This is a genomic window from Flavobacterium sp. UBA7663 (genome assembly GCF_002483315.1).
Lineage (GTDB): Bacteria > Bacteroidota > Bacteroidia > Flavobacteriales > Flavobacteriaceae > Flavobacterium.
The window spans coordinates 14,327-32,985 of the sequence record NZ_DLHR01000028.1; the positions used below are offsets into that span (position 1 = coordinate 14,327).

Consider the following 18,659-nt stretch of genomic DNA (forward strand, 5'->3'; position numbering starts at 1 on the left):
ATGATAAAACTTCATCAATTAAACTTAATATTTACTCATTTGGAATTCATCAAGATAACTACTATTTTCAATTTCTAAAATATCCTCTTGAGAAGGTTTTATTTCATTCTCATTTATATCATAAAAAATCCAAGAGTTCGTGATGTAACCAAAATTTATTTCATCTCCTCCTTCACAACTTGTTTTTTTATGTTTTTTTCCCATTCTATATGTGCCTTTTGTCTTTAAATTTCCATTTTCATGATAGTATTTCCATTCTCCATATTTATAACTATAATAACCATTACAAATTCCACCTGTACAACATTGCTTGTAGGTATCTAGTTTATAATTACCTTCAGATTTTAAGTTCCCATTTTTATAAAATTCTCTCCAAAATCCTACTCTAAAATTATTAAACTCTTTGTGAAAATAATCTATTGCACCAATGCTTTTAATTTCTCCGTTATCGTAATATTCAGAAATTTCGGTTTTATTAAGATATTCAACTTCAGTTCTTGAAGTTCTACAACTTACGAAAAACAAAAAAGTTAACATATATAAAGGTAATCTCATTTTTTTAATAAAATTAAATTTACACTATTTCTCCAATATCAACCTCTTCAATATTTGTCCAAATTCGTACATATCTTCAAAAGAACAATAGAATGGTGCTGGAGCTAAACGAATAACATTTGGTTCTCTCCAATCGGTAATAACTCCATTTTTCATTAATTTATCAAATAATTCTCTCCCTTGTCCATGAAGATAAACAGATAATTGACAACCGCGTTCTTCTTGATTTGATGGTGTTAAAATTTCAAAATCGGCTCCTTCTAATTCTTTGTCGATTTCATGTAAAATAAATTCTAAATAAGCCGTGATTAAATTTCGTTTTGTAATTAATTTATCCATACCTACTTCAGCAAACATTTCTACAGAAGCTAAATAAGGCGCTAATGACAAAATAGGAAGATTACTAATTTGCCAACCATCAGCTCCGTGAACAGGATCAAAATCGGGTTCCATTTTAAAACGACGTTCTTTGTTGTGTCCGTACCAACCAGCAAAACGTTTTAACTCTTTATCATTATGATGCTTTTCGTGAACAAAAAATCCCGAAGCATTTCCTGGCCCAGAATTCATATATTTATAGCTACACCAAGCAGCGAAGTCTACATTCCAATCGTGTAAATCTAATTTGATATTTCCAGCAGCGTGAGCTAAATCCCATCCTACATAAGCGCCTTGTTTTTGCCCGGCTGCTGTTATGGTTTTCATATCGAAAACTTGTCCGGTATAATAATTTACTCCGCCAATTAAAACTAAAGCTAATTCGCTACCTACTTCCTCAATCTTAGCTAAAACATCTTCTAAACGAATATTAGCTTCTCCTTCTCTGCGCTTGATTTCAACAATAGCATCTTTTGGATCAAAACCATGAAACTTTACTTGACTTTGGAACATGTATTGATCACTTGGGAACGCCTTTTCTTCACAAATGATTTTATATTTATGTGGTGTTGGATTGTAAAACGAAACCATTAATAAGTGTAAATTGACTGTTAATGTATTCATTACCCCAACTTCGGTAGGCTTTGCCCCTACGATATCGCTCAAAGGAACTGCAAAACGTTCTTGATAATCCCACCAAGGCTTATCAGAATAAAAATGCCCTTCTACTGCTAAATTTGCCCAATCTGCCATTACCTCATCAACGTAAGTTTTAGTTCTTTTAGGCTGAAGTCCTAGAGAATTTCCAGTAAAGTAAATTACTTGTTTTCCGTTTACATGCGGAAAATGAAATTCATCTCTATATTTTCTCAATGCATCTTGAGCATCTAAGCTTTGTGCGAATTCGCGTGTATTTTGAAAAGTCATTGGTTTGGTTGTTTGAATAGCAAAAGTAGTTAAAAGTTACAACGTGTCAAAGTGATAAAAAATACGAAAATTGGATTTCAGATTTAGAAAAAACTGAAAATAAAAATCCCAACCTTTCGATTGGGATTTTAAAATTATATGATTAACATTGCGTCTCCGTAAGAGTAAAAACGATATTTTTCTTTAATTGCTTCTTCGTAAGCTTTCTTCATTAAATCGTGACCGCAAAAAGCAGAAATCATCATTAATAAAGTTGATTTTGGTGTATGAAAATTAGTAATCATACAATCTGCAAGACTAAAATCGTAAGGTGGGTAAATAAATTTATTGGTCCAACCTGTATAAGGATTTAAAGTTCTTTGAGAAGAAACCGAACTTTCCATAGCTCTCATTGCAGTAGTTCCTACACAACACACTCTTTTCTTTTTAGCTTTTGCGTTATTTACAATATCACAAGCTTCTTGAGAAATAATCATTTCTTCCGAATCCATTTTGTGTTTTGATAAATCTTCTACCTCAACTGGATTGAAAGTTCCTAAACCTACGTGTAATGTAACCTCAGCAAAATCAACACCTTTAATTTCTAAACGTTTTAATAAGTGTTTAGAAAAGTGTAAACCAGCTGTTGGTGCTGCTACTGCTCCTTCTACTTTTGCGTAAATGGTTTGGTAACGTTCTGCATCCTCTGGAGTAACTTCTCTTTCAATGTATTTAGGAATTGGAGTTTCTCCTAATTCAACTAATTTTTCTCTGAATTCTTCATAAGAACCATCGTATAAGAAACGCAATGTTCTACCACGAGAAGTTGTATTATCAATTACTTCAGCTACTAACGAATCGTCATCACCAAAGTATAATTTATTTCCGATACGAATTTTACGAGCTGGATCTACTAAAACATCCCATAAACGTTGTTCTGCATTTAATTCTCTTAGTAAGAAAACTTCAATACGAGCTCCCGTTTTTTCTTTATTTCCGTATAAACGTGCTGGAAAAACTTTTGTATTATTTAACACCATTACATCGCCATCATCAAAATAATCAATAACGTCTTTAAATAATTTGTGCTCGATAGTATTGGTTTTTCTGTTAACCACCATTAAACGAGATTCGTCACGGTTTTCCGTTGGAAACTCAGCTAATAATTCATTTGGTAAATTGAAACTGAAATGAGATAATTTCATTTGAAATTGTTTAAGTGTTTAAAAGTTTAAGTGTTTAAGAATTGTTTTTTATTAAACACAAAAAATTAGTATGCAAATATACGATTATGAAATAGGCGTTGTCAAGTAAAAAGCGGTTTATTTTACAAAACCTTTTGTTTACTGGACAACGCCTAAATTTAAAACAAAAAAACTAACTACTTAATTACAATTTTCTTCGTTGCAATATTGTTATTGATATCTTGAATTCTTACCATATACATTCCGGTAGCTAAATCAGCAACATTAATTTGTTTTTGATTAGACGAAAGTACTTTTTGCCCCTGAATATTGTAGATTTCTATTGATTGAATATCATTTTCGATTTCAATATTTAGGATATCACGAACTGGGTTTGGATATAAAGCAACTTCTAAATTGTTTTGAGTGAAGTTTGATGATGATAAGGTATTGTTTGTGTATAAACTTGTAATATCGGCTTGTTCTAAAGCATAATTGTAAATTTTTAAGTCATCAATTGCGCCCCAAAAAGAACCCGCACCAGCAAAACCAGCTCCAATTCTAAATAAATTATTATCATTTATAGTATTCCATAATTTAGCTTGAGAACCTAACAAAATGCCATCTTTATAAATTTTTGCAGTTGTTCCATCATAAACATACACATAATGATACCATGTTGAAAGAGTATTTGTAGTTGTGACTGTAAAATTATTGTTATAGCCATAAAAAGTAGCTTCTCCAGGTTCGACAGAACCTCCAAACATATTATCAATACTTAAAGTACCATATTGAAAAACTGGATTAATAAAAGAACCAGTATCATAACTATCTAATTTTACCCATAAAGATATAGTTCTCGGAGCATTGCTATATGGCAAATTAGGGATTGTAGCTGTAGTACCTAAGGAATTGCCCATAGATGTTAAATAAATTGCTGCATTTGCATTATTATGTCTATCTGTTGTAAAAGTAGTATTTATATTTGAAGCAAATGGAGCTGAACCTAATATGTTAGCATAGGTATTATCAAAACTATATTCTGCCAAAGCTCCTGTTGGTGCAGGACCTGTTTGAGTAGCAGAGAAATCATCAAAAAAGGCTTGTCTGTCGGGAACATTCATTTGCATTCTAAATCTAACTGAAGAACCATCTGGTATTACACTAGACGCAATAGTGCCAGAAAGTGGTGAACAAGTTGTTGTGATAACAGGGCTTGATGCTAGAAGAACCCATGTACCACTATTATTTAGTTCATAATATAGGTAAACATTTCCAGTACCAGAATATTGGTTAACTCTATAATTAAATGAAACACTAATACTATTTCCATTTGATGTATATCCTGAAGTATAAATAGTGGAAAATGGATTAGAAAAAGGCATAAAAGATGATACTAATTTGTAAGAACCATTGCAAGCCAAACCTGAAGTTGGAGTTGTAGTAATAGATCCTTCAGAAGTCCATCCAACTGGAGCAACTCCCGATTCAAATCCTTCAGTTACGTTAACTTGCGCATTTCCAAACGAAAATGCAAATAATAAAAATAATAGTAATCTTGTTTTCATAAGAGGTAATTTTAAAGTTTGGTTCAAAAGTATTCTCAATCCTACCTTAAATTTTGAACGAGTTTACCAAATCCCTTTTTCGGTTAACGAAAACAAAAAAGGAGTACCATTAATAGCACTCCCTTTTTTTAATAAAGTAAATTTAAAAACAATGTGAGTAAAAAAGTATACAATAGAACCAATAGCAATTCTAATTTATATTCTTCAAGTTTTGATTTTGAATACTTCATAAAACTTACTACTTAATTATGATTCTCTTGGTAGTCACATTGTTTTCAATATCCTGAATTCGAACCATGTACACTCCTATAGCTAAATCAGAAACATTAATTTGTTTTTGATTAGACGAAAGCACTTTTTGACCTTGACTATTGTAAATTTCAATAGATTTAATCTCAAAAGGTGTTTCAATGTTTAAAATATCATCAACTGGGTTTGGATAAACATTAATATTTGAATTTACTTCAATTTTATTACTGTTAGACATATTAGTAATATTTACAGTTACACCAAAAGGGGCACTCCTACAATTACCAATGACATTTACGGCATAATAGGTATTCCTACTTACTAATGATGTATTATTAGATAAAGGGTTTGTTCCAGAAACAGCATTACGTATACTTGAATACCAAACAACATTTGACGGATAAACAACAATATCAGCAAGTTTTTTAGCTTGAAAAACAGTATTTGTAAAATATTGAATAGCATTGCCTGTTGGTGTTACTGGCTGATCAACTTCGATTGTCATAGTAGTAGTTGTAGCATTCTGACCCGCAGCTGGTGTGAAAGTATAAGTGGTTGTTGCGGAATTATTTATAGCGGGTGACCACGTTCCAATAATTCCATTAGTTGATGTGTTAGGCAAAACAAAAGTTGCTCCTAAACATTGGGTAGCTATTTGGTTGAATGTTGGTACTGCTCCTTGAGAAATAACTATATTATCAAGAAAAGCAGATGAAACAGTAATTGACGGTGCACCAACTCGAATTAACACACTAACAAGGCTTCCAGAAGGAATTGATCCCGAAGGAATTGAAAATGTATTTGTTGCTACTGTAGATGAAGCCTGACGAGCCATTAAACCTAAAGAAAACATAGATGAATTATTGACTATATAAATTACCTCATAGCCAATAGTCCCTGAGCCCGACTCTTTAGATAAAAAAGAAATATTTATGGGATTTCCATTTGAGGTATAATTTGATGTAGTTACATTTTGAACACCACTAATAGTTGAAGTGTTTAGCCTTAATGAATAAGAACCAACTATTGGGGAAGTTGAACTTATAGAAACCCCAACTCCATATGTAGTCCATCCAGAAGGCAACGAGCCCGATTCAAAACCCATGTTAACATTGATTTGAGCATTTCCAAGAAAAGAAATAAACAATAATAATAATCTTGTTTTCATAAAAAGGTAATTTAAAAGTTTGGTTCAAAATTATCCTTAATCACATCTTAAATTTTCATTGAGTTTACCAAACTACTTTTTCAGTTAACGAAAAGTAAAGCCTAAAAAAGAATAAAAATTGGTTTCGTTAATTAAAAAAGGGGTTTCATTAACTGAATTTATTCTATATTCCTTTATTTCCTATATTTGTTATAAATCAAACTAATTGAAATTTCTAAAAATCATATTATTACTACTTTTCTCCCAATTAACTTTTGGGCAAAACCCTTATTATTATAGTATAGACAGAACTAATGGATTACCTTCAAATAGTGTTTATGATATTTTTCAAGACAGCAAAGGCTTTATGTGGTTTGCTACTGGTAAAGGATTGTGCCGTTATGACGGAAGCGTTTTTAAAACCTTTATATCTGACGCTCAAACATCAAAATCGGGTTCGTGTATAAACGAAGATAGCTTTGGAAGAATATGGTACAGTAACTTTGATGGTTACTTGTATTATGTAGAAAATGGCGAGTTAAAAAACTTACCTCAAAAAGAATCAATAGGTTATGTGAAATATGGAATAATTAAAGACAAGTTATATTTAATGCAGTCAAAAAGTGTAGCTGTTTATGATTTAAAAAAAGTGCAACTTATTTACACCTATCCTCTTAAAGATAAAAACATTAGAGCCACTTATACTTCAAATTCAAAATTTTATTTTATTGGAGACGATATTTACGAAATTGACTATCCTAATAAAATAAAAACCTATCCTTTAACAGAAGATTTCAGAAAAACTCTTGAAGTGCCAATTGTTCAAGAATTAAATAATGAATTTTTTGTCGTTTCGAAATTTTCAAATTATTATTACACATACAAGGAAAATCAGCTTTCAAAAAAGAAGTTCAATAGTACTTTTGATTTCATACAAAATTTGGTAATAATTGATAATGCTCCGTGGTTATGTACTCCAAACGGAATTATAAAATATGAAAATGAAAAAGCAACAACTTACTTTTCCGATTTTAATGTATCTTATATTTTTAAAGACAAACAAAAAAATTATTGGATTTCAACCGTAAACAGTGGTTTGTTATTTATTCAAGATTTTAAAAATAATTTTATCCCTTTATCTCCTAAACCTACCGTTTTTTCCCCTTACGAAAACCAACTTTTAATAGGAACTGAAAACGATCTTATTTTTGGTTTACAACTGAAAGATTTATCAGTAAATACTGTTTACAAAAACAATAGCAACCATCCTATTAATCAAATTATTGGTAATGAAAAAGATAAAAACATTTATTTTACTTCATCCAAATTTAAAATTTTAGACAAAAATAATTCCGTTTTAAAAGAAGAGTCAATAGCAATTAAAGACATTAAAAAAATTGATGACACCTATTACTCATTTGCCGCTAGTGGCTTATGTGGCTTATTTAAAATAAGTGATAAAAAAAGTAAATGGGATGCAATATATGAGAAAAGTAAAAACACATATGGCGGCTTTAATGAAAGTGCTTTAATAAAATCTAACGGAAAGTCAACCGCATTTAATCCTGAAAATAATTACATTTATTATGCCACTAATATGGGTTTAAAGTTCGTGAATTCAAACGGAGTTAACGAAATAAAATTCCAAAACAAAACACTTTATGTTACCAACTTACAATCCTATAAAAATGTTGTTTATGCATTATCTACTAGCGAAGAATTATATAAAATTGATTCCAAAAACAGCGTAACAAAAGTTTCTATATTTGAAAAACATCTGAAAGAACGCTTTACCAAATTTAAAATTCAGGAAAATTCTATTTTCATTTTTACCACAAACGGCATAATTGAATACAACTTAATTAAAAACAATTATCGCAAAATTTTACCTTTAACAAGCGATTTAGAAGTTACTGATGTTGCCATAGTTAAAGACAAAATTTATTTCGCAACTTCAAAAGGAATTATTGTTAAAAATAAATTCAAAAATAAAGAGTTTGCAAAACCTGAATTAATCATTAATGAAATTAAAGTCAACGGAATTCTCCACAAAGAAAACAATCTAAGCGAGTTAGAATACAATCAAAATGATATAACCGTAAACTTTTCTGTTCTTTCTTTTATTCCAAACGAAAAAAAGAGCGTCTTATACAAAATAAATGATGGCAATTGGAATCGTTTAGATGCCGATAATAAAAATCTTATTTTATCATCGCTTTCGCCAGGAAATTACAAATTGTTTTTAAAAATTGATGCCAATTATGAGACTAAAATAAAGCAAATCGATTTTAAAATCAATAAGCCTTTTTGGCTGAATACCTTTTTCTTGATTTACATGAGTTTGATTATCATAGCGCTATTGTATACTCTTTATAAATATCAAATTCAAAAAATCGAAAAGAAAAATCAGCTTTTATTAGACAAAGTTAATTTAGAAAAGAATTTGAACCAATCGAAATTAAAAGCAATCAAGTCGCAAATGAATCCGCATTTCTTTTACAATGCGTTAAATACGATTCAATCCTATATTTTATCTAATGATAAGAAGCAGGCTGTTTCTTATTTGTCAAAATTTTCAACATTGACCCGAACTATTTTGGAAATGAGTGAAAAAGAAAACATTACGCTTTCCGAAGAAATTAAAACTCTAGGTTTGTATTTAGATATTGAAAAAGCACGTTTTGATGAAGATTTTAGCTACGAAATTAACATCGCCTATGGTATTGACATTGAAAACATTAAAATTCCTTCGATGCTGTTGCAACCTTATGTAGAAAATGCCGTTAAGCATGGCTTGCTACATAAAAAAGGAGAAAAAAAGCTGACTATAGATTTTGAACGCATATTAGATTCTTTAAAAATCACAATTGATGATAACGGGATTGGACGTCAAAAAAGTGCAGAATTAAATGCCATAAAAAACAAAGATCATTTGTCTTTTGCTACCGAAGCCATGCAAAATCGAATTGCCTTACTGAATCAATACAAGCAAAAAAATATTGCCATTAATTTTGAAGATAAATTCAATAAAAATGAGCAATCTTTAGGTACAAAAGTAATTATAGAAATTCCTATTACGTATTAAAATGAAAGCCATTATTATAGACGACGAAAAAAGAGCTAGAGTTTCCTTATCGTTACTTTTACAAGAATATTGCCCAGAAGTTAGTATAGTTGCTGAATGCGAAAATTTACCCGAAGGCGTAAAAGCCATCAGAAAACACCAACCCGATATTGTTCTATTAGACATTGAAATGCCTGGCCATAGTGGTTTAGAATTATTAGATTTTTTTGATGAAAACGAAGTAAATTTCTCTATTATTTTTACCACAGCCTATAATGAATATGCCTTAAAAGCATTTAAATTTTCTGCTGTTGACTACTTATTAAAACCTATAATTCCAGAAGAATTAGCAGAAGCCGTTGAACGCGTTGCCAAACAAAAACAACGTTTTGAAAATTTTAGAGCTTTCAAAGAAAACTTGCAACAAGAAACCTTAACAAAAATAGCTGTCCCATCTGGAAATACATTGTTATTTTTAGATACCGATAAAATCATGTACATCAAAGGAGAAGGTGCTTATTCAGAAGTATTTTGTAGCGATGGAAACAAACAATTGGTTAGCCGAAACTTAAAGAATTTTGAAGATATCTTGTGCTCCGATTCTCGTTTTTTGCGCATTCATAAATCGTATATCGTGAACTTTAACTTTGTAACAGCTTTCAATAAATCAGATGGTGGAAGTATCGAATTAGAGAATAAAGCACAAATCCCAGTTTCTCCTGATAAAGCACAACAAATCTTAGATCAAATTCAGATTATAAAACGTTAGTTCACCTATGAACTTACAATTCCTACAAGTGCTAAATCTTTCCAAAAATTAGGATACGATTTTGAAACAACTTCAGCATCTTCAATTACAATTGGAACCTTTAAAGCTAATGGCGCAAATGCCATTGCCATTCTGTGGTCTTGGTAGGTTGAGATTGAAATGTTTTCTTTAATTTCAGAAGAGAATTTCAAATGCAAAGAATCATTAGTTACTGAAATTTCAGCACCCAGTTTTGTTAGTTCGGTTTTTAAAGCTTCTAATCTGTCAGTTTCTTTGATTTTTAGAGTATGTAATCCCGTTAAATCACAACCCATTCCCTGTCCAAAGCAAGTTACTGCAATGGTTTGAGCAATATCAGGACAATTATTTAATTGATAGTTAACAATTGATAATTGATGATTTTTTGTTTTGGAAATAGTAACAGAATTGTCTTCATTGAAAACTGTTTCAACTCCAAAATCTTTGTAAATATTTGCCAAAGCGCTATCGCCTTGTAAACTATTTTTTTTATAACTAGAAAGTGTAACTTGAAAACCTATTTCAGACAAAGCAACAATGGAATACCAATATGAAGCCGAACTCCAATCGGACTCTACAGTTAGAAGTTGGGAGTTAGAAGTTGGGAGTGAACCAACCATGATTTTATTTCCAACAAATGAAGTCTTTACTTCTATTTCATTCAACAAAGTCAAAGTCATTTTTATGTACGGAACAGATGTAATTTCACCTTCAAGAGTTAATTCTAAACCATTTTCTAATTTAGGCGCAATCAACAACAAGGCTGAAACATATTGGCTACTAACATTCGCTGGAAGCGAAACTTTGTTTTGACTCAGTTTTTTCCCTTTGATTCGAATGGGCGGGAAACCTTCACTCTCTTCATAGCTAATATCGGCTCCTAACTGATTTAAAGCTTCAACTAAAATTTTAATTGGGCGCTCTTTCATTCGAGTTGAACCAGTCAGCACCACTTCTTTTCCTTCTTGGATGGAAAAATAAGCAGTTAAAAATCGCATGGCTGTTCCTGCGTGATGAACATTGAAGATTTGAGATTGCTGATTTTGGATTTTTGATTGCTGAAGTATAGAAGACATCACTTCTGAATCATCAGAATTTGATGTGTTTCCTAAAATTAAATTTGGGAATAAAGCCTGTAAAAGCAATAATCTGTTAGTCTCTGATTTACTACCAGTGATTTTTACTTTTGCCTTTTGCCCTTTATCTTTTGCCTTTTCTAAATGTAGATTCATTATTTCGTAACCATTTTTAATCCAACGATGGATAAAATTAATGTAGTAATGAAAAATACACGCCAAAAAGTAGCGGGTTCTTTAAAAACAATAATTCCAACTAATACACTTCCTACAGCACCAATACCTGTCCAAACCGCATAAGCAGTCCCAATAGGCAATTCTTTTGTCGCTTTTACTAATAATAGCATGCTAATAGAAAGACACACCAAAAAACCTCCGTACCAAAGTAAAGAAGTGTTTCCTGTTGATTCTTTTGCTTTTCCGAGGCAAGTAGCAAAACCTACTTCGAATAAACCTGCTATTATGAGTAAAATCCAGTTCAATTTATTTCAATTTATCGTTATTATGATGTCTATCGTGATCGCGTTTGGTTTTTAAATCCATTTTTTTATCAAAAGCCGCTTGTAAATCTACTCCTGTTTGATTGGCTAAACACAAAACCACAAAAACTACATCGGCTAATTCTTCTCCTAAGTCTTTGTTTTTATCAGATTCTTTTTCCGATTGTTCGCCGTAACGACGCGCAATAATTCGGGCTACTTCTCCTACTTCTTCAGTAAGTTGGGCCATATTGGTTAATTCATTGAAATAACGAACTCCGTGTTCTTTAATCCAATTATCAACTTCTTGTTGGGAGTTTTTTAGGTTCATTTATTCTTTATTTTTCGTATCAATTATAATAGTTACTGGTCCATCATTAACCAAACCGACTTTCATATCAGCTCCAAATTGACCAGTTTGTACTTTTTTACCTAATTCTATTTCCATTTGTTGTACGAAAGATTCGTAAACCGGAATGGCAATTTCAGGTTTTGAGGCTTTAATATAACTTGGGCGATTTCCTTTTTTTGTTAAGGCATGTAATGTGAACTGACTCACAACAATCATTTCACCATCAATGTCTTTTAAAGACAAATTCATTACTTGGTTTTCGTCTTCAAAAATTCTTAAATTGGCTATTTTAGGGGTTAACCAATTGATATCTTCTTGATTATCGGCATCTTCAATTCCTATCAAAACTAATAAACCTTTTTGAATTTGAGCTACAATTTCATTATTTATTGTAACTGATGATTCTGAAACTCGTTGAATTACTGCTTTCATTTTAATGTATAAACACAAAAATATAAAAAAATATCAGAAAAGATTTACGGAAATCCGTAAAAACAAATTATTTTCTCGTTTCGTCACTTGCTCTTCGTTCAGCATCGTAAATGTCGGCACGATATTGCTCTTCGTCTCCTTCTAAAATTTGGGTATAACTTTTATAGCGCGACCACGAAATTTCATCGTTTTCTAACGCTTTTTTAATAGCGCAATGTGGCTCGTCTTTATGCAAGCAGTTATTGAATTTGCATTGGTCTTTCAAAGCAAAAAATTCTGGAAAATAATCTCCTATCTCTTGTTTTTCCATGTCAACAATTCCAAAACCACGAATTCCTGGCGTATCTATAATTTGTGCTCCAAAAGACAAATCAAACATTTCGGCAAAAGTTGTAGTGTGTTTCCCTTGTGCGTGTGATTCCGAAATTTGTTTGGTTTTTAAATTTAAAGATGGTTCTAACGTGTTTACCAATGTAGATTTTCCAACACCAGAATGTCCTGAAAACATAGAAACCCTGCCTTTCATTAACGCTTTTAGTTCGTCAATTCCTTTTCCATCTTTTGCAGAAACTCGTAAACATTTATAACCGATTGAAGAATAAACATGCTGCAAATATAATTGCTCATCTAATGTAGGGTCATCAAACGTATCAATTTTATTAAAAACGATGACAGCTTCAATTCCGTAGGCTTCTGCTGTAACTAAAAATCGGTCAATAAAACTGGTTGTTGTTGGTGGATTATTGATGGTTACCAATAAAAAAACGACATCAATATTAGAAGCAATAATATGCATTTGATGCGATAAGTTTACTGATTTTCTAACAATGTAATTTTTTCTGTCGTGGATTGCTGTGATTACTCCAGTCGTTTCATCTGTGGTGTTTTCAATATCATAATCTACGATATCTCCAACAGCAATAGGATTGGTACTTTTGATACCTTTCATTCTAAACTTACCTTTTATACGGCATTCCAAAAAGTCACCATTTTCAGTTTTAATAGTGTACCAACTTCCGGTAGATTTATAAACGATTCCTGTCATTCAAAGTTAGAAATTAGAAGTTTAATTCAACTTCGTTATATATTGCAAAGATAGCTTTTCTATTCAAAATTTAGGTAATAAAAAAAGGCTACTTTACAGCAGCCTTTTAAGTTTTTAATCTTCTAAAATCATTCTTCCTAACTTATCTTTACTTTTTCTTGAAGAATAAACAATAAACTCTTTATCTGATTTTCTATAGTAAACACCAGGGCGTAATACTAATTCATTTTTAATAACTTCTTCAGGATCTTTTCGCGTCATATTTCCATTTGAGTCGAAGATAAATAAAGCCGGAACTGCATTGTTATAATTACCTAATGATCTAATATCGTCAATATTAGTAATTCCTTTATTTTTAACATTGTCATTAAATAGTAAATTAAGTACTCCGTTTTTGTAAATTGGAATTGCACCTAAATATTCAGGTCCTTTCCCTAATTGTGTTAATGGAATTTGAATTGATCCACCAACAGCAAAACTACCATTTCCACCTACCATTCCAAATCCAATTGACAATGTAGTTACAGTGGCAGATTGTTCTTTTGGTAAAACATTACCCCATTCAAATGTACCGTCAGCTTTTAAACTTGTGATGATAATTTCGTTTTTAGTGTATGTTACAGGTGTTGCCGCTAATGGTCCAATACCTGAACTTTGACCTACATAAACAAATTGAAATTCAGACAAAACAATTAAACCACCATCATTTTTCTCAATAATAGTTGTAATATTATAATAAGGCTTAACGTCTTTTCCTTTTTTCGCTCTTCTTTCACCTAAAAGCTTAACTTTTGTTGCATAATCAAACTCGTTAAACTTTACTGCGTTAGTTGAATTAGTATTTAAATCAATAGTTGCATTATAAACTCCTTTAAGTTCTTTATTTGCCTTTCCGTTTTCTCTTACACTAGAATAAAAACCAACAATTTTTAAAGTGTTTTTATTTGTAGAAATCATTTTACAGTTGATAATCTCTTTTCCTTTGATATCAATATTTACGATTTCTTTTTTGTATCCATTATTTCTTTTAAAAGCATGGATTTCAAATTTTTCAATTTGTTCTTTCTTTTTTGAATCTCTGTAACTTTCATTAACAACTAAAAAAACATCATCTTGAAAATTAACTTCAAAATCAGAAATTGTAAATTCATAATCTTTTTTACTGTCATCAAACTTAACTTTTTCAGTATTTGAGAACAAAGTTCCCATTTTGTCATCAAACAATTTTACTTCATATTTAACAGCATCTTCTTTTGAAAATAATGAAGTATGCATAACTAACAAAGCTCCTTCATCTGGAGATAATTTAAAATAAAAATCACCTCTACTAGATTTTTTTGCAACTTCAGCATCAAATAATACTACAGGAGATTTACTTAAAACACCTTTATCTGACACTTGTGTAGCTACTAAATTAAAAATTTTATCTTTTTTGTTATATACACTACCAATTACATACAAGTTATCATTCAAGAGAAAAATTTCTTCAAAATCAACTTCTTTATCACTAATTTGAGGTATTACAATTGGGTTAGACGAAACAAGTTTCATTGAACCCGATTCAAATATTTTTATAAAATAATCATCTTTTCCTTTTATAGCTAAAGCAAAAATTTTGTTATTAGACTCTCCAACGATTTTAACGATTTTTTGTTTATCGTCTGCTAACTCTTCTCCATAAGTTAAAGACAATTTATCAATTTTGTTTTGAGCAACTAAAAATTGAATCCCAAGAACAAAAGCAAACAAAAACAGATTAATTTTTTTCATTATTTAGTATTAAAGATTTGTGGCGCGATATTACAAAAAATGTAAGAATATTTTTTATAAAAATTTATTTATTAATCACATTTTCCTGGTGATTAATACTTTCCTGGTGTATCGCCTTAAACAAATGCATTACAAATTCGTTACTTAATCCTTTTTCTTCGCCTTCTAAAATCATTTTACCTAAAATTTCATTCCAACGTTGATTTTGCAATATGGCAACGTTTTTTTCTTTCTTCAACAGCCCTATTTTATCGGCAACTTTCATTCGGTTACCCAAAATTTCTAACAACTTTCCATCAAATTCATCAATTTGCATACGAAGTTTTGCCATTTTTTGGTTGTATTCGCTTTCATCATCCGTTACTTTTCTAACGCGTAAATTGATGAACATTTGCTTTAATGTTTCTGGCGTTACTTGTTGGGCTGCATCACTCCACGCATTATCAGGATCAATGTGTGTTTCAATAATTAATCCGTCATAATTCAAATCTAAAGCTTGTTGCGACACTTCTTGAATCATATCGCGCTTTCCTGTAATGTGCGAAGGGTCGCAAATTAAAGGCAAATCGGGAAAACGATTTTGTAAATCAATTGCTATTTGCCACTCAGGATTATTACGGTATTTTGTTTTTTCGTAAGTTGAAAATCCTCTGTGAATTACTCCTAACTTTTTGATGTTTGCATTGTATAAACGCTCTAAACCACCAATCCATAAAGATAAATCGGGATTTACTGGGTTTTTTAATAAAACGATTTTATCGGTTCCTTGCAAAGCATCGGCAATTTCTTGAACTGCAAATGGATTTACGGTGGTTCTTGCACCAATCCATAACACATCAATATCGTGTTCCAATGCTAATTTTACGTGAGCCGCCGTTGCTACTTCGGTTGCCATTAACAAACCAGTTTCTGCTTTAGCTTTTTGTAACCATTTCAACCCAATTTCTCCCACACCTTCAAATCCACCTGGACGCGTGCGAGGTTTCCAAATTCCAGCACGAAAAATAGAAACGTCCGAATTTTTCAATTCGTGTGCTATTTTTAAAACTTGTTCTTCGGTTTCTGCGCTGCATGGTCCTGCAATAACTAACGGATGATTCAATTGGAAATCATCTAACCATGTGCGTAATTCTTTTTTATTTTCCATAACCATTATTTCACTGTAAAATTACTATTTATTCTTAAATTATTATTGCTTACTTCTTTCATATTCGCCCAAAACCTTGAAATGAGTTGTCATAATTTCCATTACTTTCTTCGCTTTTTCAAAATGTTTGTATTTTTCGAAAACCACATCCACAAAAAAAGCATAGGTAAAAGGCATTTCAATTATCGGAAGCGATTGAATTTTCGTTAGATTTAATTTGCAATTATTCATCACATTTAAAACCGTTGCCAATGAACCCGGTATATCATCTAATTCAAATTTTATCGAAGCTTTATTGATGAGTTCTTTTGGAATTTCCTTATTGGTAGCTTTTAAAACCACAAATCTTGTTTTATTACTTTTTACGGTATGAATTCCGTCAGCAATAATCTTTAAATTGTAAATTTGGGCAGCAACTGGTCCAGCCAAAGCACCAATTCCTTTCAGTTGATTTTCTTGAATTCGCTTAGCTGTAATCGCCGTATCAGAACTTTCCACCAATTTAATATGAGGATATTGACTGAAGAAATTTGCACATTGCAACAAGGCAATGGGATGCGAATGTACTTCCTGAATCTCTTCAATAGTTTGCCCTGGAAAAACCATCAAATTCATGTGAATATCCAAAAAATATTCGCCAATAATGTGCAAATCATTTGAATCAATTAATGCATAATTTGGTAATATTGAACCCGCGATAGAGTTTTCTAACGCCATTATTGCTTTGTCAGATTGATTGTTTTTTAAACTGGTGACCACATCTCTAAATGAACCACATTCATCTAAACCAATTGCTTCACCAAAATAATGATGAGCAACTTGGTGATGAAAAGACCCCTGAATTCCCTGAATTGCGACTTTAATATCCATAATTATGAGCCAAAAAAAATCCCGATTTGCATCGGGATTGTATGTTTATAAAATAAATTTCTTTTATTTATATAATAGCACAACAATCCCTCATCTGTCTCCAGAAGAAATAAAAAGAATTGTTATAAAAAAATGTGCTATTGGTAAGCATTGTTACTTTGTTATTATATTTGGCTAAAGTAATAAAAAAATGAAAACGAAATACTTTTTTAAATAAATTTGAGTTCTTTTAAAAAAAGTTACTTTTGCTAAAATTTACATCATATGTCGATAGAAGTTCAAAATATTTCAAAAAATTACGGAGACCAAAAAGCGCTAGACAACATTAGTTTTTCTGTAAAAAAAGGAGAAATCGTAGGTTTTTTAGGTCCAAATGGTGCCGGAAAATCAACTTTGATGAAAATTTTGACCACTTATTTAACCGCAGATAGCGGAACTGCTGTTGTAAATGAACACGATGTAACTTCAGCACAAAAAGAAGTACAAAAATCAGTTGGATATTTACCAGAACACAATCCATTGTATTTGGATTTGTATGTGAGAGAATATTTGGCTTTTAATGCCGATTTACATAAAGTTGCGAAATCGAGAATCGATGAAGTAATTGCTTTGACTGGATTAACTCCTGAAAGTCATAAGAAAATAGGTGAACTTTCTAAAGGATATCGTCAACGTGTAGGATTAGCGACGGCTTTATTACACAATCCTGATGTAATGATTTTAGACGAACCAACAACGGGTTTAGATCCAAATCAATTAGTTGAGATTCGTGATTTGATTAAAAACATTGGAAAAGACAAAACGGTTTTTCTGTCAACACATATTATGCAAGAAGTAGAAGCTATTTGCGATAGAATCATCATTATCGACAAAGGAAAAATCGTTACCGATAAAAAACTAAACAATCTAGCAGCAGAAGAAGCAGAACAAATTATCGAAGTAGAATTTGATAAAAAAGTTTCTGAATCTGATTTTGTGGCTTTACCAAATTTGAAATCGGCAAAAAATACACATGATTTAGTTTGGGAACTTACTTTTACTACATCAACAGATATGCGACCAGCTTTATTTGATTTTGCTCAAGCAAACAATTTGAGAACTTTGCAAATTGTATTGAAAAGCAAAAACTTGGAGCAAATTTTTAGAGAGAAAACAGCTAAGAATAAATAAAAAAATCTCCTTACAAATAAACCTGTAAGGAGATTTCAAAAAGCTTTGGATTAAATAAACTAATTCAATGTTGCCAAATACTTTTTTCTTAACTTGAAATAATCGTCATAAACTACAGAAAGCGCGTAAGATGACAATTTTTCATCTAAAATAGAACTGTAAATAAAATCCTCTTCGGTAAAGCCATACTTTGAAATGGCATCTTTTATATAATTTACAGCAGTTTCTTTTTTATTTTGATAGAAATAACAATTGGCTACTTCTATATAAACATCTTTTAAATTTTCACCTTTTGACAATTTAATGTAATTTTCATACTCTTTAATTGCTTCAGAATAATTTTTCTTCTCGGTCAGTGATCTAGCTTTTGTTAAGATAGAATCTAATTCATTTGCGAAGGTTAACTGGGAAATGAATAAAATTACGAATGAACAGATAATTTTTTTCATGAGTTTTGTTTTTTGTTATTATAAATTTACA

Annotated in this window: 17 protein-coding genes; 3 read left to right on the top strand and 14 right to left on the bottom strand. The window is 31.0% G+C overall.

Features of this window, described 5'->3' with window-relative positions; translation table 11 throughout:
• Positions 1-24: 24 nt before the first annotated feature.
• The 5 genes from B2741_RS11960 to B2741_RS11980 form a co-directional block, all read right to left on the bottom strand.
• Complete coding sequence (locus B2741_RS11960) at positions 25-555, bottom strand: toxin-antitoxin system YwqK family antitoxin (RefSeq protein WP_291139191.1); 531 nt, start codon at positions 553-555, stop codon at positions 25-27.
• Positions 556-579: 24 nt separating this feature from the next.
• Positions 580-1,860, bottom strand: coding sequence for a kynureninase (gene kynU, locus B2741_RS11965; RefSeq protein WP_291139194.1), 1,281 nt, complete (start codon positions 1,858-1,860; stop codon positions 580-582).
• 134 nt (positions 1,861-1,994) lie between these two features.
• On the bottom strand, positions 1,995-3,044 hold the full coding sequence (gene queA / locus B2741_RS11970) for a tRNA preQ1(34) S-adenosylmethionine ribosyltransferase-isomerase QueA (protein WP_291139197.1): 1,050 nt from the start codon (positions 3,042-3,044) through the stop codon (positions 1,995-1,997).
• A 176-nt stretch (positions 3,045-3,220) separates the two neighbouring features.
• Positions 3,221-4,591, bottom strand: coding sequence for a LamG-like jellyroll fold domain-containing protein (locus B2741_RS11975; protein ID WP_291139200.1), 1,371 nt, complete (start codon positions 4,589-4,591; stop codon positions 3,221-3,223).
• 238 nt (positions 4,592-4,829) lie between these two features.
• A complete protein-coding gene (locus B2741_RS11980; protein ID WP_291139203.1) occupies positions 4,830-6,008 on the bottom strand; it encodes a T9SS type A sorting domain-containing protein in 1,179 nt (392 codons plus the stop codon).
• 205 nt (positions 6,009-6,213) lie between these two features.
• On the opposite strand from B2741_RS11980, the gene B2741_RS11985 reads away from it, so the two are divergent.
• A complete protein-coding gene (locus B2741_RS11985) occupies positions 6,214-9,072 on the top strand; it encodes a sensor histidine kinase (RefSeq protein ID WP_291139206.1) in 2,859 nt (952 codons plus the stop codon).
• Between the two features lies 1 nt (position 9,073).
• Positions 9,074-9,820: a LytR/AlgR family response regulator transcription factor gene (locus B2741_RS11990; RefSeq protein ID WP_291139209.1), complete on the top strand. Its 747-nt coding sequence runs from the start codon at positions 9,074-9,076 to the stop codon at positions 9,818-9,820.
• 5 nt (positions 9,821-9,825) lie between these two features.
• Here the strand turns inward: B2741_RS11990 and aroA are convergent, their stop codons facing one another.
• The 8 genes from aroA to B2741_RS12030 all read right to left on the bottom strand — a co-directional run bounded on the left by aroA (position 9,826) and on the right by B2741_RS12030 (position 17,009).
• Positions 9,826-11,070, bottom strand: coding sequence for a 3-phosphoshikimate 1-carboxyvinyltransferase (gene aroA, locus B2741_RS11995; protein WP_291139212.1), 1,245 nt, complete (start codon positions 11,068-11,070; stop codon positions 9,826-9,828).
• Entirely contained in the window at positions 11,070-11,396 is a 327-nt protein-coding gene (locus tag B2741_RS12000) for a DMT family transporter (RefSeq protein WP_290821940.1), read from the bottom strand. The genes aroA and B2741_RS12000 overlap by 1 nt, the downstream gene beginning before the upstream one ends.
• A gap of 1 nt (position 11,397) precedes the next feature.
• On the bottom strand, positions 11,398-11,724 hold the full coding sequence (locus tag B2741_RS12005) for a nucleotide pyrophosphohydrolase (RefSeq protein ID WP_133610418.1): 327 nt from the start codon (positions 11,722-11,724) through the stop codon (positions 11,398-11,400).
• On the bottom strand, positions 11,725-12,177 hold the full coding sequence (gene dtd, locus B2741_RS12010) for a D-aminoacyl-tRNA deacylase (protein ID WP_291139217.1): 453 nt from the start codon (positions 12,175-12,177) through the stop codon (positions 11,725-11,727).
• A 67-nt stretch (positions 12,178-12,244) separates the two neighbouring features.
• Positions 12,245-13,222: a ribosome small subunit-dependent GTPase A gene (gene rsgA, locus B2741_RS12015; protein WP_291139221.1), complete on the bottom strand. Its 978-nt coding sequence runs from the start codon at positions 13,220-13,222 to the stop codon at positions 12,245-12,247.
• Between the two features lie 114 nt (positions 13,223-13,336).
• On the bottom strand, positions 13,337-14,992 hold the full coding sequence (locus B2741_RS12020) for a hypothetical protein (protein ID WP_291139224.1): 1,656 nt from the start codon (positions 14,990-14,992) through the stop codon (positions 13,337-13,339).
• Between the two features lie 64 nt (positions 14,993-15,056).
• Positions 15,057-16,139 (bottom strand): bifunctional 3-deoxy-7-phosphoheptulonate synthase/chorismate mutase type II, encoded by a 1,083-nt coding sequence (locus B2741_RS12025; RefSeq protein WP_291139229.1) that lies wholly within the window; start codon positions 16,137-16,139, stop codon positions 15,057-15,059.
• A gap of 42 nt (positions 16,140-16,181) precedes the next feature.
• Complete coding sequence (locus B2741_RS12030; protein WP_291139232.1) at positions 16,182-17,009, bottom strand: prephenate dehydratase; 828 nt, start codon at positions 17,007-17,009, stop codon at positions 16,182-16,184.
• Between the two features lie 264 nt (positions 17,010-17,273).
• On the opposite strand from B2741_RS12030, the gene gldA reads away from it, so the two are divergent.
• Entirely contained in the window at positions 17,274-18,179 is a 906-nt protein-coding gene (gene gldA, locus B2741_RS12035) for a gliding motility-associated ABC transporter ATP-binding subunit GldA (protein WP_291139235.1), read from the top strand.
• Positions 18,180-18,238: 59 nt separating this feature from the next.
• Here the strand turns inward: gldA and B2741_RS12040 are convergent, their stop codons facing one another.
• Positions 18,239-18,628, bottom strand: coding sequence for a hypothetical protein (locus B2741_RS12040; protein ID WP_291139238.1), 390 nt, complete (start codon positions 18,626-18,628; stop codon positions 18,239-18,241).
• Between the last annotated feature and the right edge of the window lie 31 nt (positions 18,629-18,659).